Here is a 21,762-nt window from a genome sequence, read left to right on the forward strand (position 1 = left end):
GTGCGACACCGTTCTTTGCTCATACTCACTGCCGTGCTCACCACCGGAGCACTCACCCTCACCGCCTGCGGTTCGCGCGACGACAGCAACAACAGCAGCGGCGGCGACGGTGGCACCCAGACCGTGGTCATCGGCATCGACGCCCCGCTGACCGGTGACCTCTCCGCCCTCGGCCTCGGCATCAAGAACTCCGCCGACCTCGCCGTCAAGCAGGCCAACGCCAAGAAGTTCGTCGAAGGCGTCACCTTCAAGGTCGAAGCCCTCGACGACCAGGCCCAGCCGTCCTCCGGACAGCAGAACGCCAGCAAGCTGGTCGCCAACAAGGACGTCCTCGGCGTCGTCGGCCCCCTGAACTCGTCCGTCGGCGAGTCCATGCAGAAGGTCCTCGCCGACGCCAAGCTCGTCCAGGTCTCCCCCGCCAACACCTCGCCCTCCCTCACCCAGGGCCAGGACTGGAACGGCGGCACCAAGGCCCGCCCGTTCGCCTCCTACTTCCGCACCGCGACCACCGACGCCGTCCAGGGTCCCTTCGCGGCGCAGTACCTCTTCAACGACGCCAAGAAGAAGAAGGTCTTCGTCATCGACGACAAGAAGACCTACGGCGCCGGCCTCGCCGGCACCTTCAAGGCCGAATTCGAGAAGCTCGGCGGCACCATCGCCGGCACCGAGCACATCGACCCCGAGACCAAGGACTTCTCCTCGGTCGCCACCAAGGTCAAGAGCTCCGGCGCCGACGTCGTCTACTACGGCGGCGAATACCCCGCGGCCGGCCCGCTCAGCAAGCAGATCAAGAAGGCCGGCGCCAAGATCCCGCTCGTCGGCGGCGACGGCATCTACAGCGCCGAGTACATCAAGCTCTCCGGCGCCGAAGGCGTGGGCGACCTCGCCACCTCCGTCGGTGCGCCGATCGACACCCTGCCGTCCGCCAAGGAGTTCGTGGCGAACTACGAGAAGGCCGGCTACAAGGAGCCCTTCGAGGCGTACGGCGGTTACTCCTACGACGCCGCCTGGTCGATCATCGAGGCAGTCAAGGCCGTCGCCGAGGCCAACGACGGCAAGCTCCCGAGCGACGCCCGCGCCAAGGTCGCCGAGGCCGTCGGCAAGGTCGACTTCGACGGCGTGACCGGCAAGGTCTCCTTCGACGAGTTCGGTGACACCACCAACAAGCAGCTCACCGTCTACGCGTACAAGAACGGCGCCTGGGCCGCGGTCAAGTCCGGCGAGCTCACCAGCTGACACCACCAGCCTGACCCACCACCGGCAGCGCGGGGCGCCGCACACCAGGCGCCCCGCGCTGCTCTATACCCGGCGAAAGACACGGAGGACCCGCGGTGAACGAACTGCCGCAACAGCTGGTCAACGGCCTGCTACTCGGATCGATGTACGGGCTCGTCGCCATCGGCTACACGATGGTCTATGGCATTGTCCAGCTCATCAACTTCGCCCACGGCGAGATCTTCATGACCGGCGGCTTCGGGGCCCTCACGGTCTGGCTCATACTCCCCAGCGGCACCAGCGTGCTGCTCGCACTCCCCCTCATGCTCATCGGCGCGATCGTCGTCGCCACCACCATCGCCGTCGGAGCGGAACGATTCGCCTACCGACCGCTACGCGGCGGACCACGCCTCGCACCCCTCATCACCGCCATCGGCCTCTCGCTCGCCCTCCAGCAAGCCGTATGGGCCTGGTACCCGGGCGCCAAGTCCGCCCGCACCTTCCCCGAGATCCCCGGCGGCCCCTTCGAGCTCGGCCCCGTCACCATCCAGACCGGTGACGTCTTCCTCCTCATCGCCGCCCCCATCTCCATGGCCGTCCTCGGCTACTTCGTCATCAAGACCCGCACCGGCCGCGGCATGCAGGCCACCGCGCAGGACCCCGACACCGCCAAGCTCATGGGCATCAACACCGACCGCATCATCGTGGTCGCGTTCGCCCTCGGCGCCACCTTCGCCGCCATCGGAGCCGTCGCCTACGGCCTCAAGTACGGCGAAGTCCAGTTCCGCATGGGCTTCCTGCTCGGCCTCAAGGCCTTCACCGCAGCCGTCCTCGGCGGCATCGGCAACATCTACGGCGCCATGATCGGCGGCCTCACCCTCGGCGTCGCCGAGACCATGGCCGCCGCCTACGTCGCCGAGATCCCCGGCCTCGAACAGCTCGGCGGCCAGTCCTGGGCCAACGCCTGGGCCTTCGTACTCCTCATCCTCGTGCTCCTCTTCCGGCCCCAGGGCATCATGGGCGAGCGCGTCGCGGACAGGGCGTGACCACCATGACCACCACACAGACCACCAGCACGGTCACCGCACCCGCACCGACCGCCCCCACCACCCGCGGCCCCCTCACCCTCCCGCCGCACATCGCCCGGGCCACCGCCACCGCCGGCGGAGCACTCACCGTCGTCTCCGCCTTCCTCGCCTGGACCTGGACCTCCGCCTTCCCCGGAGACCTCACCGTCTACGGCTACCCCGGCGGCCTCCAGTGGCTCGTCCTCGTCAGCGGCGCCCTCCTCGCCCTCTTCGGCCTCTCCTCCTACGGGGTCAAGGGCCTCACCTGGCTGACCCCCCAGGGCGCCGACCCCGCGATCCGGCTCGCCTCCTACGCGGCCCTCGCCACCGCCTGGTTCTCGATCATCGCCATCAGCGTCCAGCTCGGCGGCGTCGTCAACCTCGAACCCGGCGCCTACGTCGCCCTCGTCGCCACCCTCATCGGCTGGATCGGCGCCCGCTCCCTCCCCTTCGAGCGGCCCGAGAACACCCCCGCCGACCCCGAGGACAGCGGCTACGACCAGTTCAAGCACAACCTGAGCAACCGCGGGACCACCTACAAGAGCGCCTTCAACACCACCAGCGCCCAGCCCGCGAAGACCCTCCCCGCCTACCTCGAGATCCTCATCGTCGCGGCCGTCCTCGCCCTCGGCCTGGTCGTCTTCACCTACGGCATCACCACCGAGTACGACGAGCTGTTCATCGGCTTCCTCATCACCGCCGGCTTCGGCTTCGCGGCGATCCAGAAAGCCGGCCTCATCCAGCGCGTCTCCACCCTCACCGCACGCCACCGCAACGTGACCCTCGTCGGCGCCTTCGTCGCCGCCGCGGCCTTCCCGTTCACCCAGTCCGACGACCAGTACGCGACCATCGGCGTCAACATCCTCATCTTCGCCACCGTCGCCCTCGGCCTCAACATCGTCGTCGGCCTCGCCGGCCTCCTCGACCTCGGATACGTCGCCTTCCTCGGCGTCGGCGCCTACGCCGCCGCCCTGGTCTCCGGCTCACCCACCTCCCCGCTCGGCATCCAACTGCCGTTCTGGCAGGCCATCCTGGTCGGTGCCACCGCCTCCATGGTCTTCGGCGTCCTCATCGGCGCCCCCACCCTGCGACTGCGCGGCGACTACCTCGCCATCGTGACCCTCGGCTTCGGGGAGATCTTCCGCATCGCCGTCCTCAACCTCGACGGCACCTCCGGACCCGACGTCACCAACGGCTCCAACGGCATCTCCTCGATCCCGAACCTCTCCATCTTCGGCTTCGACTTCGGCGCCGCCCACACCATCGCCGGCTTCACCATCGGACGCTTCGCGAACTACTTCTTCCTGATGCTGCTCGTCACGCTCATCGTGGTCGTCGTCTTCCGCCGCAGCGCCGAATCCCGCATCGGCCGCGCCTGGGTCGCCATCCGCGAGGACGAGACCGCCGCAGAAGCCATGGGCATCAACGGCTTCCGCACCAAGCTCATCGCCTTCGCCCTCGGCGCCACCCTCGCCGGCCTCGCCGGAGCCGTACAGGCACACGTCACGTACACCGTGACACCCGAGCAGTACCAGTTCGCCCACGCCGTCCCGCCCAACTCGGCCTTCCTCCTCGCGGCGGTCGTCCTCGGCGGCATGGGAACGATCAGCGGCCCGCTCGTCGGCGGCGCACTGCTCTTCCTCATCCCCGCCAAGCTCCAGTTCATGAGCGACTACCAGCTCTTCGCCTTCGGGCTCGCGCTGGTCCTGCTGATGCGCTTCCGCCCCGAGGGCCTCATCGCCAACCGCCGCCGACAGCTCGAATTCCACGAGAAGGACGAAGCGCCCGCCACTCTCACCAAGGCAGGGGCCTGACGATGACCACCGACACCACCACCGCCGAGGCCACAGCCGTGAGCACCCCCGGCGAAACCGTCCTCGACGCCCGCGGCGTCACCATGCGATTCGGCGGCCTCACCGCCGTCCGCTCCGTCGACCTCACCGTCAACTCCGGCGAGATCGTCGGCCTCATCGGCCCCAACGGCGCAGGCAAGACCACCTTCTTCAACTGCCTCACCGGCCTCTACATCCCCACCGAAGGCGAAGTCCGCTACAAGGGCAACGTCCTCCCCGCCAAATCCTTCAAGATCACGGCGACCGGCATCGCCCGCACCTTCCAGAACATCCGGCTCTTCTCCAACATGACCGTCCTGGAGAACGTCCTCGTCGGACGCCACACCCGCACCAAGGAAGGCCTCTGGTCCGCCCTCCTCCGCGGCCCCGGCTTCCACCGCGCCGAGGCCGAGTCCAAGGCCCGCGCCATGGAACTGCTGGAGTTCGTCGGCCTCGACCACAAGGCCGAACACCTCTCCCGCAACCTCCCCTACGGCGAACAGCGCAAGCTGGAGATCGCCCGCGCGCTCGCCAGCGAGCCCGGCCTCCTCCTGCTCGACGAGCCCACCGCCGGCATGAACCCGCAGGAGACCCGCGCGGCCGAAGAACTCATCTTCGCCATCCGCGACAAGGGCATCGCCGTCCTCGTCATCGAGCACGACATGCGCTTCATCTTCAACCTCTGCGACCGCGTCGCCTGCCTCGTCCAGGGCGAGAAGCTCGTCGAAGGCACCGCCGCCGAGGTCCAGGGCGACGAACGCGTCGTCGCCGCCTACCTCGGCGAACCCTTCGAAGGCGACCCCGGCGCAGCCGAAGTCGCCGAAGTCGAAGCCGCCGAAGCCGCCGCAGCGACGGAGACCCCGGAGGCCACCACGGCCAAGGCCACGACCGAAGACGCTCCCACCACCCCCGGCGAGAGCACCAGCAAGGAGAACGACCGATGACCGCACTACTCGAAGTCGAGGACCTGCGCGTCGCCTACGGCAAGATCGAGGCCGTCAAAGGAATCTCGTTCAAGGTCGAAGAAGGCGAAGTCGTCACCCTCATCGGCACCAACGGCGCCGGCAAGACCACGACGCTGCGCACCCTCTCCGGACTGATCAAGCCGCTCACCGGCCACATCAAGTTCAACGGCAAGTCCCTCCGCAAGATCCCGGCCCACCAGGTCGTCTCGCTCGGACTCGCCCACTCCCCCGAAGGCCGCCACATCTTCCCCCGCATGTCCATCGAGGACAACCTGCGCCTCGGCGCGTTCCTCCGCAAGGACAACGACGGGATCAACAAGGACATCCAGCGCGCCTACGACCTCTTCCCCATCCTCGGGGAACGCCGGAAGCAGGCCTCCGGAACCCTCTCCGGCGGTGAGCAGCAGATGCTCGCCATGGGCCGCGCCCTGATGTCCCAGCCCAAGCTGCTCATGCTCGACGAGCCCTCCATGGGCCTCTCCCCGATCATGATGCAGAAGATCATGGCGACCATCACCGAACTGCGCGCGCAGGGCACCACCATCCTGCTCGTCGAGCAGAACGCCCAGGCGGCGCTCTCGCTCGCCAACCACGCGCACGTGATGGAGGTCGGCAACATCGTCCTCTCCGGCACCGGCCAGGACCTGCTGCACGACGACTCGGTCCGCAAGGCGTACCTGGGCGAGGACTGAGGTCCTCGCCCCGTACGCGGAGAGGCCCGCACCCGGTTCTTGATCCGGGTGCGGGCCTCTTCTTCTTTGTACGATCGCGCACGTACGGGGTTACTCGGCCGCCTTCTTCTTCTCCTCGGCGTCCTCGATCAGCGCCTCCGCCAGCTGCTGCATCGACATCCGGCGGTCCATCGACGTCTTCTGGATCCACCGGAACGCGGCCGGCTCGGAGAGCCCGTAATCGGTCTGGAGAATGCTCTTCGCCCGGTCCACCAGCTTCCGCGTCTCCAGCCGCTGCGACAGATCCGCGATCTCGCTCTCCAGCGCCTTCAGCTCCGCGAACCGGGAGACGGCCATCTCGATGGCCGGCACGACGTCGCTCTTGCTGAACGGCTTCACGAGGTACGCCATCGCCCCGGCGTCCCGGGCCCGCTCGACCAGGTCGCGCTGCGAGAAGGCGGTGAGCATGAGGACGGGCGCGATGGACTCCTCGGCGATCTTCTCGGCGGCGGAGATCCCGTCCAGGACCGGCATCTTCACATCGAGGATCACCAGGTCCGGCTTATGCTCCCGGGCCAGCTCGACGGCCTGCTGCCCGTCGCCCGCCTCACCGACGACGGAGTAGCCCTCCTCCTCCAGCATCTCCTTGAGGTCGAGGCGGATGAGGGCCTCGTCCTCGGCGATGACGACGCGGGTCGTCAGCGGCGGGACGTGCGACTTGTCGTCGTCGACGGCGTCTACGGGCTGGGGCGACTCGGGGGTGGTCACGGGGCTCCTTGGGAAGGACAGGGGTGCAGCTCCCAAGAGCCTACCTAGTTACGGTATGTTTGAGGCACGGAGGGTCCTCGATATCCTTCGTTTCGAAGGGGCCCCGGTAGCCCAGCGGCAGAGGCGATGGATTCAAAACCCATACAGCGTCGGTTCGAATCCGACTCGGGGCACTTCTCCTTGGATTCCAAGGTCGAGCAATAATTTGGCGATCTTCACCCTTGCCGGTGGACGCACCTTCGATCCAGGCACGCGCCTTCGAAGGTCGCAGGAAACTGCGCTGCATGGAGCATGCACAACCCCTCGATACGTGACGAAGCACTTGACCTCCTGCGGGGCGGGACCGCCAATCGAGCAGTCGCGGAGCACCTGAACGTCCCACGCGGAACCGTCGGCTGGTGGCTGCACGAGGACTGTCGGGCGACATCAGGATGGCAGTGGATTCCGACAGCTGATGTCAGTGGTTCCGACATGAGGTGTGTCAGTAGGTGCTGGGGTCGTTGGTGTCGGTGAGGCGGAGGCTGTACCGGACGTCGTCGGCCAGTACGGCGGTGCCGTCGTCGGCGCGGACCAGGAGCCCGGTGTCGAGCAGACCCGCGACGGTGGCTGCGGTCGGCTCCTCGGAGTCGGTGGAGACGGAGCCCTCATAGGACGCCTGGAACAGCACGGCCGCGTCCTGATCACTGAGCACGTCGCGTTGAAGCGGTCGGTGGTAGGGGTCTCGCGGGTCGCGCCACGGCTCGGTGTGGTTGGCGGGGTGGACCCAGTTCATCTGCCGGTCGGTGAGGACGTCCAGGCGCGGGCTGAGGGTGAAGTGCGCGGGGGCGGTGCGCCGCAGGGCATGCGGCCCGGAGAGGTGGGGGTACGCCCAGGCGCGCTCGATGGCGTCGCTCACGCGGTCGAGGTTCCAGCCGAGGGACTCGGCGAGGAAGTCGGCGGTGAGCGGGCGGGCGGCGTGGGCGAGAGCGTTGAGGAGAGCGACGGCGTCCGTGTCGGTGCCGGGGGCGGGGGCGGGCTCGGGCGACTGCTGGGCGTCAAGGTAGCGGGGGCGGTCGTAAACGTCGGCGGCGTACGGGGTGGTCGCCGGGGTGGAGGTCGAGGCGCCGGGCGAGTTCGAGGACGACGTGCAGCGGCTGGTTGGGAAGGTGATCCAGGCTGATGTCGGCTTCGTGGACGCCGAGGAGGTCGGCAAGCTCCCACGCAGACATGCCCGCGTTGTGCGGCGCAGTTCCTCGCCCCAGCCGCGGGGCTTGTAGCGCGGGGGCTTGTACGGGCCGGTCACAGGGCGGCACCCCGGTCGCTGAGGATCTTCCCGTCGAGTCGGCGGGCGGCCATCCAGTCGGTCATGGGGGCTGGTCCAGAGCCGAGCTTCGCGAATTCGCAGTGCCCGCGGTGGAGCCAGACCGGGTCGAAGCCGATGCTGCGGCAGGTACGCAGGACCATCTCGGTCAGGGCGCGGTCGGAGGTGTCGAGCTCGGGGTCCTTCGGGTCGGCGAAGAAGCGGCGGAGGGTGCCGGCGCCGTCCGCTCGGCGGTGGGCGAGGTGGGCGGCGATGATGTCGGCCGCGTACGGCGGGAGGAGGGTCTTGCCGGTGGTGTGGCCGTAGCTGGGGCATTCGTCGTCGTCGTCGAGGCGGTCGAGCTGGTGGGCCCAGTCGGCACGGAGGTAGACGGCGGCGTCCTCGAAGGTCGGCAGGTCGTAGACCTCGATGCTGCGGTCGTCGTGCGGCATGTACCGGATCTGGACCCGCTGTCGGCCGCGCCCGTGCAGTTCGGGAGCGACGTAGGCCAGGCCACCGAAGTTGATGCCGTCCTTCTGCACGGTCCGCTCCACCCCGGCGAGCATGAGGTGGCGCAGCTGGTCGGCGCCGATCCGCCGCAGCGGCGCGGTGTCCTCGTTCCAGGCCGTCAGCGGGGTGCGCCAAGCCGGGGAGCGGTGCGGGCGCTCGGTGTTGTACCAGCGGGCCCATGCGGCGAACCGGGCGACGAACCGCTGGATGCGCAGCGGGCCGGTGCCTTCTGCGGCCGTTTCGGCGGCGCGCTGGGCGGCGACGGAGTCCTTCACCGGCCCGTACAACTTCCCGCCGGCGTCGCGCGGGCCGCCGGTGAAGCCTGCGAGCTGGGAGATCAGCGTCTGCTCGATCGTGAGGTTCAGCCGCTCCACCTTGCCCTTGCGGTGTGGGGTGAACGCGGGCAGGCGGTGCATGACCACGGCCAGGCCGCCGAGGACCTCCTTCACCGCCCCGGCGGCGAACTCCAGGCCGCGGTCGATCCGTACGCGCTCGGGCACCGCGCCGAACGGCGAGAGGTCCGGCTCGTGGGTGAGCGCCATGCGCATCGCGGTCAGGACGGTGCCGGAGGTCGGGGTGACGGCGATGGCCCAGCCGAGTAGGGCCCGGGTGCCGTCGTCGACCACGGTGGTCAGCCACGGTGCGAGCGCCTTGCCCTTGGGCGGCAGGACCATGAGGGGTAGCTGCTTGTGGTCCATCTCCCAGGTCCGCCCGCGCGGCGCGTCCGGGCGGCGCAGGTAGACCGCGGCCGCACGGCGCACGGCCTCGCCGGTCTTCCACGCCGTCCGGTCCGCGGCGGTCATGTCGGCGATGAACGCGCGTTGCAGCGTCCGCTCGGTGACGGTCTTCGCCCGCGCCCACCCTTCGGCGAGGAAGTCGGGCACCGGTGCCCCGGCCGTGGTGCCGTCTCCGGCGGTGACCGCGTGCCGGGCACGGGCCAGTGCGGCGACGTTGCCTCGGTAGAACGCGAACGCCGCGCGGTCGGTGTCGGTCAGCTTGTAGCGGGGGCACGCGGCCGGCTCGGCGGGCCTCGGCGGCGCGAGCCACCGCCACACCGTCCGCTCCGAGACCTCCAGCGCGTCCGCGACCGTACGGACGTGCGCGGCGGTCAGCGCCTCGTCGTCCCGCAGCCGGGACAGCCGTTCGACGGCCGCCCGACGCTTCTCCTCCGTCACCCTCCCCATGAACCGCAGTGTCAATGGTGTCGGCGCCGCCGTCCCCGAACATGCGCCCGCATCCACACGTTCGGATAAGCCTTCGCTGAACAGGTGGCACGTACGGCTCCGACATGATCCCGATACGGCCGGAGAGGTCCGGATTCCCTCACCAAAGGGTGGTGCGAACTTTCTGACGGCCAGGGTTGTGAGGGAGTTGTCGAAGGCTCTGGACCCTCTTCTGGTGATCGTCGGCCATTCCTCAGAAAACGTTGGTTTCTTGACGACGGGAGGCCGGTCTAGGCTGCGACAGTCGTCGGCCACCGAGGCCGGCGCGTCAAGGAAGGCAAACATGCCGCAAGCGCGACACGCGACCAGCCCGGCGAACGAGCCGGGGCGCCAGACGCTCGGTGCGGTGGAAGAAGCGGCCCGGATGAACGCCGTGCGCCGCTACAACATCCTCGACACCCCGCCCGACGGCGCGTTCGACCGCGTCGCGGCGATGGCCGCCCGGCTGTTCAAGGTGCCGGTGGCGAGCGTGACGATCGTGGACGAGGACCGGATCTGGTTCAAGGCAGCCCACGGCTTGGAAGGCGTCAGCGAGATCGGCCGGGAGCCGGGCCTGTGCGGCTCGGCGATCCTCGCCGACGAGACCCTGGTGATCCCCGACACTCTCACCGACCCCGTCGCCGCCAACAACGGGCTGGTCACCGGGCCGATGGGCGTCCGGTTCTACGCCGCCGCGCCGATCACCACCCGTGACGGGCACCGACTGGGCACCGTCAACATCCTCGACGTCAAGCCTCGCCTGATCACCAAGGACGACACCGCCACCCTCGCCGACCTGGCCGCGATCGTGCTCGACGAGCTGGAGATGCGCCTGGCGGCCTTGAACGCCCTGCGCGCCGAGCAGGAGCGGCGCATCGAGCAGGAGGAGGCCCGCGAGCGCGCGGAGCGCGACATGGCCGCCATCCAGGCGTTCGCCTCCACCCTCCAGCGCACCCTGCTGCCGCCGGCACTCCCGGTGATCCCGGGGCTGGAACTGGCCTGCCACTACGCCACCGCCTCCCCGCAGGATGTGGGCGGCGACTTCTACGACGTCTTCCCCCTCGACGACACGAGGTGGGCGTTCTTCCTCGGCGACGTGTGCGGCAAGGGCCCCGAAGCCGCTTCCGTCACCTCCCTGACCCGCTACACCCTGCGCGCCGCCGCCCTGATCGACCCCGACCCCGACAAAGTACTCACCGCGCTGAACACGGCGCTGCTCCTCGACCCCGCTGTCGGGACCCGGTTCTGCACCGCCGTCTTCGGCACCCTGGAACCCCACGAGAAGGACGGGTTCACCGTCACGGTGGCCACCGGCGGACACCCCCCGGCCTACCACCTGCGCGGACAGGGGACGGTGGAATCGGTGCGCCCGCAGGGCGGCATGCTCATCGGCGCCCTCGCCGAGGCGCGCTTCGCCTCCCACACACTCCACCTCGCACCGGGCGAAGGACTGCTCCTCTACACCGACGGCCTGACCGAGGCCCGCATCCTGGGCGGAGGAATGATCGGAGAAGAGGGCCTGACCCGCTTCCTCTCCGCACGTACCGGGCCCATCAGCGCGGCGGAGGTCATAGGGGACACCGTCGACCTCATCGACGCCACACCCCAGGGGGCCGGCGACGACGTCGCCCTGCTGGCCCTGTCCGTCCCCCTCGCACGCGCCGCGGACGGCCTCACCGCGACCGCCACCGCCCACACCATCGCCCCCGCCGGCGAGACGCCGGAGAGCCGACCGTGACCGACTTCAGCCTCACCGCACAGCACACCGACGGCGACCTGGCCCTGGTCCACGTCGCCGGGGAACTCGACATAGCCACCGCCCCCCGCTTGCGCGCCCAGGCACTGGCCCTGATCGAACAGGGCCACCGGCACCTGATCCTGGACCTCTCAGCCGTCACCTTCTGCGACTCCACGGGCTTCAGCGCCCTGATCGGCATCTACCGCTGCGCCAAGACCACCGACGGCACCCTGGTCCTCGCCGCCGTCCCCGACCGCCTTGAGCGGCTGCTGGACCTCACCGGCCTGAGCACCCTGCTACCCGCCCACCCCACAGCAGCCCACGCCCTCGTCGCGCACACCCCCAGCCCAGACACGGCCGACGCCTAACTCCCTGCGGTGACCGCCGGGCAAAGGCGTCCGCCGCAGCATCAAGAGAGGGCACGATCAACACGTGGACAGCCTCACCAGCGCCCTCAGCTCAGGGGACGACGACCCCCTGGGCACCTTCCCCCTCCACCCCACCGAGATCCGCATCGGCTACGCCCGGGTCTCCACCGGCGGGCAGAACCTCGACCGGCAGATCGACGCCCTCACCCTCGCGGGGTGCCGGCGCATCTTCCCGGAGAAGAAGTCCGGCAAGAACGACCTGCGCCCCGAACTGAAGGCGTGCCACGCCTTCCTCCAGAAAGGGGACACCCTCGTCGTCCCCTCCCTGGACCGGTACGGCCGCAGCCTCCAGGACCTGGTGAACATGGTCGGCGAACTCCACAAGCGGCAGATCGGCTTCACATCCCTGCACGAGCGGCTCGACACCACCACCCCGGGTGGCCGCCTGATCTTCCACGTCTTCGCCGCCCTCGCGGAGTTCATCCGGGAGTTGATCGTGCAGGGCACCAACGAGGGCCTGGCCGCAGCCCGGGCCCGCGGTCGCGTCGGCGGCCGACCCACCGTCGTCAACGACAACCTGCTGCGCGCCGCCCGCGGCATGCTGCCCAACCCGGAGAACAGCATCGAGACGATCGCGGCCCTGCTCGGCGTCTCGGTGGGCACCCTCTACAACCACATCCCCGACCTCAAGGAACTGCGGACCTCTCGCGTCCCCGCCCAGCTCGAAGGGAGCGGTCGGTGATCGCCGCCCCGTACCGCTTGAAGGGGGCCTCCCTCGTCCTGGGCGCCCGCACCGCCGGGGAGGTCTGGCCCTTCGGGCCGTACGGCGGGGACACCAAACACGACGTTGACGAGCAGGACCAGGTGCACGCCGAGCCGGACGACGAACGCACGGACCGCTGGAACTTTCGCTGTCGGAAGCACTGACATTTCCGCGTCGGCCGACAAGGACCGCAAGCGGCGCGGAGTGCAGTAAGAACAGACCACCGACTGCCCCGTGTGCACGGGCCGAGAACTCGACCGCCCCGCGTACGCCTACCTACTGGGGCTGTACCTCGGTGACGGCCACATCACGTCGAAGCCAAGCAGAGCACCATCTGTCGGTCTTCTGCGACGCCATCTGGCCGGGCGTGGTCGATGAGGCCGAAGCGCCCATGCGCAAGGTCATGCCCATGCCGCGCACCGGTCGGCGGCAGCGGAACAACTGCGCTGAAGTGAAGTCGTACAGCAAGTACTGGATCTGCGCCTTTCCTCAGCACGGGCCGGGCAAGAAGCACGAACGCCCCATCGTTCTCGAACCGTGGCAACAGGAGATCGTCGACGGGCATCCCTGGCGCTTCGTCCGGGGCCTCATCCACTCCGACGGATGCCGGAACATGAACTGGACGACCCGGATCGTCAAAGGCGAACAGAAGCGCTACGAGTATCCGCGGTACTACTTCACCAACGTCTCCGACGACATCCGCGGGCTCTACACGACCACCCTCGACGCGCTCGGCATCGTCTGGACGCACTGCACACGTGCGGGCAAGCCCTACAACATCTCCGTAGCCCGACGGGCATCCGTCGCCCTCATGGATGCGCACGTCGGGCCGACATACTGAGCCGTCCTACTTCGGGCTGTCGTCCTCGCCCACGTGGTGGACGCGGACCAGGTTGGTGGAGCCTGCCACGCCGGGCGGGGAGCCGGCCGTGATCACCACGATGTCGCCCTTCGCGCAGCGGCCGATGCGCAGGAGTTCCTCGTCGACCTGGGCGACCATCGCGTCCGTGGAGTCGACGTGCGGGCCGAGGAAGGTCTCGACGCCCCAGGTGAGGTTGAGCTGGGCGCGGGTCGCTTCGTCGGGGGTGAAGGCGAGGAGCGGGATGGGTGAGCGGTAGCGGGAGAGGCGCTTGACGGTGTCGCCGCTCTGGGTGAAGGCGACGAGGAACTTGGCGCCGAGGAAGTCACCCATCTCGGCGGCCGCACGCGCCACCGCGCCGCCCTGGGTGCGGGGCTTGTTGCGGTCGGTGAGGGGCGGGAGGCCCTTGGCGAGGATGTCTTCCTCGGCGGCTTCGACGATGCGGGACATGGTGCGGACGGTCTCGATGGGGTACTTGCCGACGCTGGTCTCGCCGGAGAGCATCACGGCGTCGGTGCCGTCGATGATCGCGTTGGCGACGTCGGAGGCTTCGGCACGGGTGGGGCGGGAGTTGTCGATCATCGAGTCGAGCATCTGGGTGGCGACGATGACCGGTTTGGCGTTGCGCTTGGCGAGCTTGATGGCGCGCTTCTGGACGATCGGGACCTGTTCCAGGGGCATTTCGACGCCGAGGTCGCCGCGGGCGACCATGATGCCGTCGAAGGCGGCGACGATGTCGTCGATGTTCTCGACGGCCTGGGGTTTTTCGACCTTGGCGATGACGGGAAGGCGGCGGCCTTCTTCGTCCATGATGCGGTGGACGTCGTCGATGTCGCGTCCGGTGCGGACGAAGGAGAGGGCGATGAGGTCGGCGCCGGTGCGCAGGGCCCAGCGGAGGTCGTCGATGTCCTTCTCGGAGAGGGCGGGGACGGAGACGGCGACGCCGGGGAGGTTGAGGCCCTTGTTGTCGGAGACCATGCCGCCTTCGATGACGGTGGTGTGGACGCGGGGGCCGTCGACGTCCGTGACTTCGAGGGTGACGCGGCCGTCGTCGACGAGGATGCGTTCGCCGGTGGTGACGTCGGCGGCGAGGCCGTCGTAGGTGGTGCCGCAGATGTCGCCGTCGCCTTCGTTCTCGAGGGGTTCGACGGTGATGGTGAAGGTGTCGCCGCGTTCAAGGAGTACGGGGCCTTCGCGGAAGCGTCCGAGGCGGATCTTCGGGCCTTGAAGGTCGGCGAGGATGCCGACGCTGCGGCCGGTCTCTTCGGCGGCTTTGCGGACGTGGTGGTATCGCTGCTCGTGTTCGGCGTAGGAGCCGTGGCTGAGGTTGAAGCGGGCGATGTCCATTCCCGCTTCGACCAAGGCCTTGATCTGGTCGTATGTGTCGGTTGCGGGTCCCAGGGTACAAACGATTTTCGCTCGGCGCATGGTTCGAGCCTAAACCTTACCTACGGGTAGGTATTTGGCTCGGCATGACACCTCAACAACCTTTGGGTGAAGGGTTATTGACAAGTGTTGAATTGTGCAGCGGTCCGCTCCGATGAGCGTTATCCGAGGGCCGGCGGGATGAGGGTGAAGGACGCTTCGACCTGGGCGTCGATGTTCTGGCGTACGGGTTCGAGGTTGATCGGGGCGGCGTCGGTGGCTTCGGCTCCGCCCGCCGCTGCGGCGTAGGGCATGGACTCGGCGAAGGCGGCGCGGCCGAGGGGGCTGTGGTGGGTGCCGGTGTCGCTGAGTTCGAGAAGGGCGCCGAGGCGGGTGTCGAGGGCTTCGGCGTATTCGCGGGCGCGTTGGAGGGCTTCGCGGACGGCTTGGCGGCGGGCGGTGGCGTGGTGGGGTGAGGTGGGGTGCAGGGACCACCAAGGGCCGTCGATGCGGGTGAGGTCGTGGTCGGCGAGGCGGGTGATGAGTTCGCCGAGGGTGGTGAAGTCGTTGACGGTGGCGGTGAGTTGGATGTGGCCGTGGTAGGCGCGGATGCGTTCGGCGCGGCCGTGGCGGGTGAGTTCGGGATTGATGGTGAGGGTGCCGGTCTCGAGCTTTTCGATGGTGTCGCCGTAGCTCTTGATGAGGTCGAGGGTGGTGGTGTTGCGGCGGGTGAGGTCGTCGAGAGTGGTGCGGCGGTCGGTGCCTCGGGCGGTGAGGGTGATGGTGATGTGGGCGAGTTCGGGGTCGACTTCGAGGTGTGCTTCGCCTCGGACGGTGACGTGGGGGGTGTCGGGGGTGCCGTAGGCGTGGTGGGTGGGTGCGGGCGTGGGTGTGGGGGTTTCGGTCATGCGTTCACTGTGGCATGGCGGGCGGGGGTGGTTGTGGAGGACGTGTGTGGGGTGGCCATCGGATCCTCATCTGCCGGGGGTGTTGCGTGTAACGCGGGCGGGTCAGAATCTACGCGCGTTGCCCTACTGAACGAGGAGTGAGAAGCATGGCGTTGGACCGGTGGGACCGTAGGACGTTTCTGGGCCGTTCGGCCGCTGTCGGTGCGGGTGCCGCCGGTGTGGTGGTGGCGGGTGGTGAGGCTCGGGCGCGGGGCCGGGAGCACGGTCACAGTCGTGGGCGGCCGGGCCGGCGGTACTCGTTCACGGTGATGGGGACGACGGATCTGCACGGGAACGTCTTCAACTGGGACTACTTCACCGACAAGGAGTACGACGACGCGGCCCGCAACGACATCGGTCTGGCGAAGATCTCGACGCTGGTGGATCAGGTGCGCAGGGAGAAGGGGCGCCGGAACACGTTGCTGATCGACGCGGGTGACACGATCCAGGGCACGCAGTTGTCGTATTACTACGCGAAGGTCGATCCGATCACCGCGCGGCGTGGTCCGGTGCATCCGATGGCGAAGGCGATGAACGCGATCGGTTATGACGCGGCGGCGCTGGGGAATCATGAGTTCAATTACGGGATTCCGGTGCTGCGGAAGTTTGAGGAGCAGTGTGATTTTCCGCTGCTGGGGGCGAATGCGCTGGATGCGAAGACGTTGCGGCCGGCGTTCGCGCCGTATGTGATCAAGCGGTTGCGGACGCCGTTCGGGCGTGATGTTCGGGTGGCGGTTCTCGGGTTGACGAATCCGGGGATCGCGATCTGGGACAAGGTGAATGTGGGCGGGAAGATGGTGTTCCCGGGGTTGGAGGAGCAGGCGGCGAAGTGGGTGCCGAGGCTGCGGTCGATGGGTGCTGATGTGGTGATCGTGTCGGCGCATTCGGGTTCGTCGGGGACGTCGTCGTACGGGGATCAGTTGCCGTACGTCGAGAATGCGGCGGGTCTGGTGGCTGAGCAGGTGCCGGGGATCGACGCGATTCTGGTGGGTCACGCGCATGTGGAGATCGCCGAGCATTTCGTGGTGAACAAGGAGACCGGGAAGCGTGTGGTGCTCTCGGAGCCGGCGAAGTGGGGGCAGCGGCTGACGTTGTTCGATTTCGATCTGGTGTGGGAGAAGGGGCGCTGGACGGTCGAGAAGGCCGGTTCGCAGGTGCTGAACTCGAATGCGGTGGCGGAGGACCGGAAGGTGGTGTCGCTGTTGCGGAGCGAGCACCGGAAGGTGGTGGCGTACGTCAATCAGGTGATCGGTACGTCGGTGGTGGCGATGTCGACGGCGGACGCGCCGTGGAGGGACGAGCCGATCATCGATCTGATCAACCAGGTGCAGACGGAGACGGTGGCGGCGGCGCTGGCGGGTGGGGAGTATGCGGAGCTGCCGGTGCTGTCGCAGGCGTCGTGCTTCTCGCGTACGGCGGGGATTCCGGCGGGCGAGGTGACGATCCGGGATGCGGCGGGGCTGTATCCGTTCGAGAACACGTTGGAGGCGCGGCTGCTCACGGGCGTGCAGTTGAAGGAGTATCTGGAGTATTCGGCGCGGTATTACGTGCGAACTGCGGCGGGTGGTCCGGTGGATACGGCGAAGCTGACGAATGCGGACGGGATTCCGGATTACAACTATGACGCGGTGTCGGGTGTGACGTACGACATCGATATCGCGCAGCCGGTGGGTTCGCGGATCGTCGGACTGTCCTTCGAGGGGAAGCCCGTCGATCCGGCGGCGCGGTTCGTGTTCGCGGTGAACAACTACCGGGCGAGCGGTGGAGGCAATTTCCCGCATGTGCCGGGTGCCAAGCAGGTGTGGGCGAATTCGGATGAGATCCGGAACACGATCATCGCGTGGGTGCAGGCGAAGGGGTCGGTGGATCCGGCGGCGTTCGCTTCGGTGGGGTGGCGGCTGACGCGTGAGGGGACGCCGGTGTTCCCGTAACTCTGAGCGGTGTGCTGTTCGTTCGGCCCGGGTCTCCGTGTGGTGGAGTCCCGGGCCGTTCTGTGTCCGCCGTCCGCCGTGCGCCGGCTAGACGGACTGGCTGAGCGGGATGAGGGCGGGAGCCTGGGCGGGTACGCGGGGGTGGTTGGGGGCGAGGCCGAAGGTGGTGAAGGCGGTGCGTTCGGGGAGGGGGTAGGGGATGGTGCCGGTGAGGTTGTTGAGGATGGTGGCGCTGCGCCAGGCGGCGAGGCCGAGGTCGGGTGCGCCTACGCCGTGGGTGTGGCGTTCGGCGTTCTGTACGTAGACGTGTCCGGTGACCGCGCGGTCGAGGATCAGGCGGTACTGGTCGTCGATGCGGGGGCGGTGCGAGGCGTCGCGGCGGAGGTAGGGGTCGAGGCCGCCGAGGAGGGCGTCGAGGGGGCGTTCGCGGTAGCCGGTGGCGAGGATGACGGCGTCGGTGGTGAGACGGGAGCGGGTGCCCTGCTGGGTGTGTTCGAGGTGGAGTTCGACGCGGGTGTTGGCGAGGCGTCCGGCGGTGCGGACGTGGACGCCGGGGGTGAGGGTGGCGTCGGGCCAGCCGCCGTGGAGGGTGCGGCGGTAGAGCTCGTCGTGGATGGCGGCGATGGTGTCGGCGTCGATGCCTTTGTGGAGCTGCCATTGGCGGGGGACGAGTTCGTCGCGGGCGGTTTCTGGGAGCGCGTGGAAGTAGCGGCTGTAGTCGGGCGTGAAGTGCTCCAGGCCGAGCTTGGAATATTCCATGGGGGCGAAGGCCTGGGTGCGGGCGAGCCAGTGGATGTTCTCGGAGCCTTCGGGTCGGGCGCGCAGGAGGTCGAGGAAGACTTCGGCGCCGGACTGGCCGGAGCCGATGACGGTGATGTGGTTGGCGGCGAGGAGCTGTTCGCGGTGGCGGAGGTAGTCGGCCGAGTGGAGTACGGGGACGGATTCGGCTTCGGCGAGGGGCCGGAGGGGTTCGGGGACGAAGGGTTCGGTGCCGATGCCGAGGGCGATGTGGCGGGCGTAGGCGCGGCCGAGGGCTTCGGCTTCGCCGTCGGGGTCGAGTTGGGTGAAGTCAACTTCGAAGAGGGCGCGTTCGGTGTTCCAGCGGACGGCGTCGACCTGGTGGCCGAAGTGGAGTCCGGGGAGTTGTTCGCTGACCCAGCGGCAGTAGGCGTCGTACTCGGCTCGTTGGATGTGGAAGCGCTCGGCGAAGTAGAAGGGGAAGAGGCGGTCGCGGGTGCGGAGGTAGTTGAGGAAGCTCCAGGGGCTGGAGGGGTCGGCGAGGGTGACGAGGTCGGCGAGGAAGGGGACTTGGAGGCTGGCGCCGTCGAGGAGGAGGCCGGGGTGCCAGTGGAAGGCGGGGCGTTGTTCGTAGAAGGTCGCGGCGAGGGGCCGGGGGTCGTCGGGGGTGGCGGGGATGTTGTGGGCGAGGGCGGCGAGGGAGAGGTTGAAGGGGCCGATGCCGATGCCGACGAGGTCGTGCGGCCGGTCGGGGGCGGGGGCGGGCCGGTCGGTCATCGCGAGGTGTCGCCTTCTGTGCGGGGGGTGGTGGTGACCGCCAGGTCGGTGGTGGTGGTGACGAGGTCGATGAGTGCCTGGAGGTCTTCGGGGGTGGTGTGGGGGTTGAGGAGGGTGGCCTTGAGCCAGAGGCGGCCTGCGGCGTGGGCGCGGCCGAGGACGGCGTGGCCGCGGTTGAGGAGGGTGCGGCGGAGGGTGGCGACGGTGTGGTCGTCGGCGCCGGTGGGGCGGAAGAGGACGGTGGAGATGGTGGGGCGTTGGTAGAGGTCGAGCGCGGGAGTGCGGGTGATGAGGTCGGCGAGGTGGTGGGCGGTGGCGAGGGTGCGGTCGATGAGGTCGGCGAGTCCGGTGCGGCCGAGGGCCTGGAGGGTGACGGCGATCTTGAGGGCGTCGGGGCGGCGGGTGGTGCGCAGGGAGCGGCCGAGGAGGTCGGGGAGGCCGGCTTCGGTGTCGTCGTCGGCGTTGAGGTAGGGGGCGTGGTGGTGGAGGGGGGTGAGGTGGTGGCGTTCGGGGACGGCGAAGAGGCCGGCGGAGGCGGGTTGCCAGCCGAGTTTGTGCAGGTCGAGGGTGACGCTGTGGGCGCGGTGGAGGCCGTGGAGGAGGGTGCGGTGGGTGGGGCTGAAGAGGAGGGGTCCGCCGTAGGCGGCGTCGATGTGGAGTTCGGCGCCGTGGGTGGTGCAGAGGTCGGCGATGGTGTCGAGCGGGTCGATGGCGCCGGTGTCGGTGGTTCCGGCGGTGGCGACGACGAGGAGCGGGCGGTGGAGGCGGGCGAGGGTGTCGTCGAGAGCGGCGGGGTTCATCGTGCCGTCGGGGGCGGGGACGGTGACGGGTTCGGGGAGGCCGAGGAGCCAGGCGGCGCGGGCGACGCTGTGGTGGGTGTTGGTGGCGCAGACGGTCTGGACGGGGCCGTGGCGTTCGCGGGCGAGGAGGAGTGCGAGTTGGTTGGCCTCGGTGCCGCCGGTGGTGATGACGACGTCGGGTGACGGGGCGTGAGGGTAGATCTCGGCGGCGAGTGCGGTGGTGAGGTCGGCTTCGAGGGCGGAGGCGGCGGGGGCCTGGTCCCAGGAGTCCATGGAGGGGTTGAGGGCGCTGGCGGCGAGGTCGGCGGCTGCGGCGAGCGCGAGCGGCGGGGTGTGGAGGTGGGCGGCGCAGTGCGGGTGGGCGGGGTCGGCGGCGCCTTCGGTGAGGGCGGTGACGAGGGCGCGGAGGGCGTGGTGGGCGCCGGTGCCGTGGTCGGGGATGAGGGGGTGGGTGGCGGTGCGGGTGCGCGGGGTGACGGTGTCGGGTCCGCCGGCGGGGAGGGGGCCGTCCCGGAGGGCCGCGCCGTCGTGGAGTGCCGTGAGCACGGTGTCGATGAGGGGGCGCAGTGCGGCGGGCCCTGCGGTGCCTCCGGCGAGGGGTGGGGTGGGCATGGGTGGGGTGGTCCTTCGGGAGGGCGGGGGTGGACATGCCAGCTTGTCCCGGGTTTCGGGCGGGGCGGCCGAAGAGGTCAACGATCTGAACTCGAAAGGGGTACTGGCGGCCGGTGTGGGCCCTTTGCCGGGGGTTCGGGTGGTATAGATGTGCGGTTTCTAGACGGGTGTACGGGCGTACGGGTGGTGCCGGCGGGGCGGTTCCTGTGAGGCGGTTGCGGCGCAGCGCTTGGGCGGAGTGCTTCGGCAGAGTGCTTCCGGCGGGGCGGGGAGCGTGGAGGGAGCGCTAGAAGGAGGAGTTAGGCGATCAACTAATTGCCGAATTCTGCAATTCCCTCCATGCTGTGGACCCGATGGCGAGGAGGCTTCCCGGTGATCAGGCCTCATGACTCGTTGCCGTACCGCCATGTCCTGACGCTGCCCGCGATGGGTTCGGCGGTGCGGGTCGCGCGGGAGACGACGGAGCAGGTGCTGGCGGAGTGGGGCGTGGGCCCGCAGGAGCCGTGTGCGGGACCGGCGTTGCTGATCCTGAGCGAGCTGGTGGCCAACAGCGTGCGGCACGCGGCGGTGCTCTCCCCGAGTGTGACGGTGGTCTTCGCGGGCGGGCCGGACGCGTTCGCGTTCGGGGTGCACGACCGTCATCCCTACCGTCCCGCGCTCTACACCTCGGCGGTGGCCGGTGCCGGGCGGGGTCTGGCCACGGTGGTGGAGCTGACGCTGGAGCTGGGCGGCAGCGCGGTGGTGCGAGGGGACGCGGACGAGGGCGGGAAGAGCATCTGGGTCACGCTTCCGCTCCGGCGGCCGGGCACACTCCGCGCTCCGTGAACCACCGGCCGGTTCACCGCGGCGGCGGGGAGACGGGAGGATGAACCCATGGAGAAGAGATCTGGTGCGCCGTGCCACGACGGGTTCCCGGTGCACGGAACGGGGCCCCGTCGGTGAGTACGCCGCTGTACCGGCTGAAGGCTGAGTTCTTCAAGACGTTGGGTCATCCGGTCAGGATCCGGGTGCTCGAACTGCTCAGTGAGCGTGAGCACGCGGTCTCGGAGATGCTGAGCGAGGTGGGCGTCGAAGCGGCTTATCTCTCCCAGCAGTTGGCGGTGTTGCGCCGGGCCGGTCTGGTGGTGGCGCGGCGGGAGGGTTCCGCCGCGCACTACACGTTGGCGGCGCCGGAGGTGGCGGAGCTGCTGCGGGTGGCGCGGACGATTCTCACCGAGGTGCTGACGGGTCAGGCAGAACTGCTGGCGGATCTGCGGGCGGTCGATCCGGGGGCGGCCGATCCGGGACCGGGTGAGGGGCCGGCGGGCAGCTGACGGTGGTCGTCGCGCCCGCCGGTCCTCACCCGTGTCTGCCGG

Annotated in this window: 19 protein-coding genes, 1 tRNA gene and 1 pseudogene; 14 read left to right on the forward strand and 7 right to left on the reverse strand. The window is 69.1% G+C overall.

All coding sequences use genetic code 11. The features are described from left to right. The 5 genes from ABZ267_RS15580 to ABZ267_RS15600 all read left to right on the forward strand — a co-directional run bounded on the left by ABZ267_RS15580 (nucleotide 1) and on the right by ABZ267_RS15600 (nucleotide 5,771). Entirely contained in the window at nucleotides 1-1,236 is a 1,236-nt protein-coding gene (locus ABZ267_RS15580; protein ID WP_356748685.1) for a branched-chain amino acid ABC transporter substrate-binding protein, read from the forward strand. Nucleotides 1,237-1,331: 95 nt separating this feature from the next. Continuing rightward, the gene (locus ABZ267_RS15585; RefSeq protein WP_356748687.1) at nucleotides 1,332-2,261 is read left to right on the forward strand and encodes a branched-chain amino acid ABC transporter permease; all 930 of its coding nucleotides are present in this window, start codon (nucleotides 1,332-1,334) and stop codon (nucleotides 2,259-2,261) included. Beyond that, nucleotides 2,258-4,096, forward strand: a complete 1,839-nt coding sequence (locus ABZ267_RS15590; RefSeq protein WP_356748689.1) for a branched-chain amino acid ABC transporter permease — start codon at nucleotides 2,258-2,260, stop codon at nucleotides 4,094-4,096. Before ABZ267_RS15585 ends, ABZ267_RS15590 begins: the two co-directional genes overlap by 4 nt. A gap of 2 nt (nucleotides 4,097-4,098) precedes the next feature. Further along, a complete protein-coding gene (locus ABZ267_RS15595) occupies nucleotides 4,099-5,058 on the forward strand; it encodes an ABC transporter ATP-binding protein (protein ID WP_356748691.1) in 960 nt (319 codons plus the stop codon). Further along, complete coding sequence (locus tag ABZ267_RS15600) at nucleotides 5,055-5,771, forward strand: ABC transporter ATP-binding protein (protein WP_356748693.1); 717 nt, start codon at nucleotides 5,055-5,057, stop codon at nucleotides 5,769-5,771. Before ABZ267_RS15595 ends, ABZ267_RS15600 begins: the two co-directional genes overlap by 4 nt. Before the next feature lie 90 nt (nucleotides 5,772-5,861). Here the strand turns inward: ABZ267_RS15600 and ABZ267_RS15605 are convergent, their stop codons facing one another. Beyond that, on the reverse strand, nucleotides 5,862-6,518 hold the full coding sequence (locus ABZ267_RS15605) for a response regulator (RefSeq protein ID WP_030567928.1): 657 nt from the start codon (nucleotides 6,516-6,518) through the stop codon (nucleotides 5,862-5,864). Nucleotides 6,519-6,618: 100 nt separating this feature from the next. Here ABZ267_RS15605 and ABZ267_RS15610 point away from each other — a divergent pair. Then, nucleotides 6,619-6,691: transfer RNA gene (locus tag ABZ267_RS15610), tRNA-Leu, on the forward strand. 308 nt (nucleotides 6,692-6,999) lie between these two features. Here ABZ267_RS15610 and ABZ267_RS15615 read toward each other — a convergent pair. Both ABZ267_RS15615 and ABZ267_RS15620 read right to left on the reverse strand, forming a co-directional pair. Beyond that, nucleotides 7,000-7,710: a hypothetical protein gene (locus ABZ267_RS15615; protein ID WP_356748695.1), complete on the reverse strand. Its 711-nt coding sequence runs from the start codon at nucleotides 7,708-7,710 to the stop codon at nucleotides 7,000-7,002. A gap of 86 nt (nucleotides 7,711-7,796) precedes the next feature. Next, nucleotides 7,797-9,491 (reverse strand): Mu transposase C-terminal domain-containing protein, encoded by a 1,695-nt coding sequence (locus ABZ267_RS15620; protein WP_356748697.1) that lies wholly within the window; start codon nucleotides 9,489-9,491, stop codon nucleotides 7,797-7,799. Between the two features lie 322 nt (nucleotides 9,492-9,813). Between ABZ267_RS15620 and ABZ267_RS15625 the strand changes: the two genes are divergently transcribed. From ABZ267_RS15625 to ABZ267_RS15645, 5 genes and pseudogenes are all read left to right on the forward strand, one after another. Further along, the gene (locus ABZ267_RS15625) at nucleotides 9,814-11,247 is read left to right on the forward strand and encodes a GAF domain-containing SpoIIE family protein phosphatase (RefSeq protein ID WP_356748699.1); all 1,434 of its coding nucleotides are present in this window, start codon (nucleotides 9,814-9,816) and stop codon (nucleotides 11,245-11,247) included. After that, nucleotides 11,244-11,615, forward strand: a complete 372-nt coding sequence (locus ABZ267_RS15630; RefSeq protein ID WP_356748701.1) for an STAS domain-containing protein — start codon at nucleotides 11,244-11,246, stop codon at nucleotides 11,613-11,615. Before ABZ267_RS15625 ends, ABZ267_RS15630 begins: the two co-directional genes overlap by 4 nt. 145 nt (nucleotides 11,616-11,760) lie before the next feature. After that, complete coding sequence (locus ABZ267_RS15635) at nucleotides 11,761-12,357, forward strand: recombinase family protein (RefSeq protein WP_356748906.1); 597 nt, start codon at nucleotides 11,761-11,763, stop codon at nucleotides 12,355-12,357. Further along, nucleotides 12,354-12,542 (forward strand): hypothetical protein, encoded by a 189-nt coding sequence (locus tag ABZ267_RS15640; protein WP_356748703.1) that lies wholly within the window; start codon nucleotides 12,354-12,356, stop codon nucleotides 12,540-12,542. The genes ABZ267_RS15635 and ABZ267_RS15640 overlap by 4 nt, the downstream gene beginning before the upstream one ends. 70 nt (nucleotides 12,543-12,612) lie before the next feature. After that, nucleotides 12,613-13,219 (forward strand): annotated as a pseudogene (locus tag ABZ267_RS15645) (helix-turn-helix domain-containing protein). A 6-nt stretch (nucleotides 13,220-13,225) separates the two neighbouring features. Here the strand turns inward: ABZ267_RS15645 and pyk are convergent. Beyond that, nucleotides 13,226-14,665, reverse strand: a complete 1,440-nt coding sequence (pyk, locus tag ABZ267_RS15650) for a pyruvate kinase (protein WP_356748705.1) — start codon at nucleotides 14,663-14,665, stop codon at nucleotides 13,226-13,228. A gap of 119 nt (nucleotides 14,666-14,784) precedes the next feature. After that, the gene (locus ABZ267_RS15655; protein WP_356363332.1) at nucleotides 14,785-15,510 is read right to left on the reverse strand and encodes an SIMPL domain-containing protein; all 726 of its coding nucleotides are present in this window, start codon (nucleotides 15,508-15,510) and stop codon (nucleotides 14,785-14,787) included. A gap of 146 nt (nucleotides 15,511-15,656) precedes the next feature. Between ABZ267_RS15655 and ABZ267_RS15660 the strand changes: the two genes are divergently transcribed. Then, the gene (locus ABZ267_RS15660; RefSeq protein ID WP_356748707.1) at nucleotides 15,657-17,480 is read left to right on the forward strand and encodes a 5'-nucleotidase C-terminal domain-containing protein; all 1,824 of its coding nucleotides are present in this window, start codon (nucleotides 15,657-15,659) and stop codon (nucleotides 17,478-17,480) included. Between the two features lie 87 nt (nucleotides 17,481-17,567). Here ABZ267_RS15660 and ABZ267_RS15665 read toward each other — a convergent pair whose 3' ends face one another. Beyond that, nucleotides 17,568-18,995 (reverse strand): SidA/IucD/PvdA family monooxygenase, encoded by a 1,428-nt coding sequence (locus tag ABZ267_RS15665; RefSeq protein ID WP_356748709.1) that lies wholly within the window; start codon nucleotides 18,993-18,995, stop codon nucleotides 17,568-17,570. Beyond that, nucleotides 18,992-20,407, reverse strand: coding sequence for an aminotransferase class V-fold PLP-dependent enzyme (locus ABZ267_RS15670; protein WP_356748711.1), 1,416 nt, complete (start codon nucleotides 20,405-20,407; stop codon nucleotides 18,992-18,994). Before ABZ267_RS15670 ends, ABZ267_RS15665 begins: the two co-directional genes overlap by 4 nt. A 372-nt stretch (nucleotides 20,408-20,779) precedes the next feature. Between ABZ267_RS15670 and ABZ267_RS15675 the strand changes: the two genes are divergently transcribed. Further along, on the forward strand, nucleotides 20,780-21,232 hold the full coding sequence (locus tag ABZ267_RS15675; protein ID WP_356748713.1) for an ATP-binding protein: 453 nt from the start codon (nucleotides 20,780-20,782) through the stop codon (nucleotides 21,230-21,232). A gap of 113 nt (nucleotides 21,233-21,345) precedes the next feature. Next, complete coding sequence (locus ABZ267_RS15680) at nucleotides 21,346-21,720, forward strand: metalloregulator ArsR/SmtB family transcription factor (protein ID WP_356748715.1); 375 nt, start codon at nucleotides 21,346-21,348, stop codon at nucleotides 21,718-21,720. Nucleotides 21,721-21,762: the final 42 nt, after the last annotated feature.

The organism is Streptomyces sp. NPDC006174 (genome assembly GCF_040614075.1).
Taxonomy (GTDB): domain Bacteria; phylum Actinomycetota; class Actinomycetes; order Streptomycetales; family Streptomycetaceae; genus Streptomyces.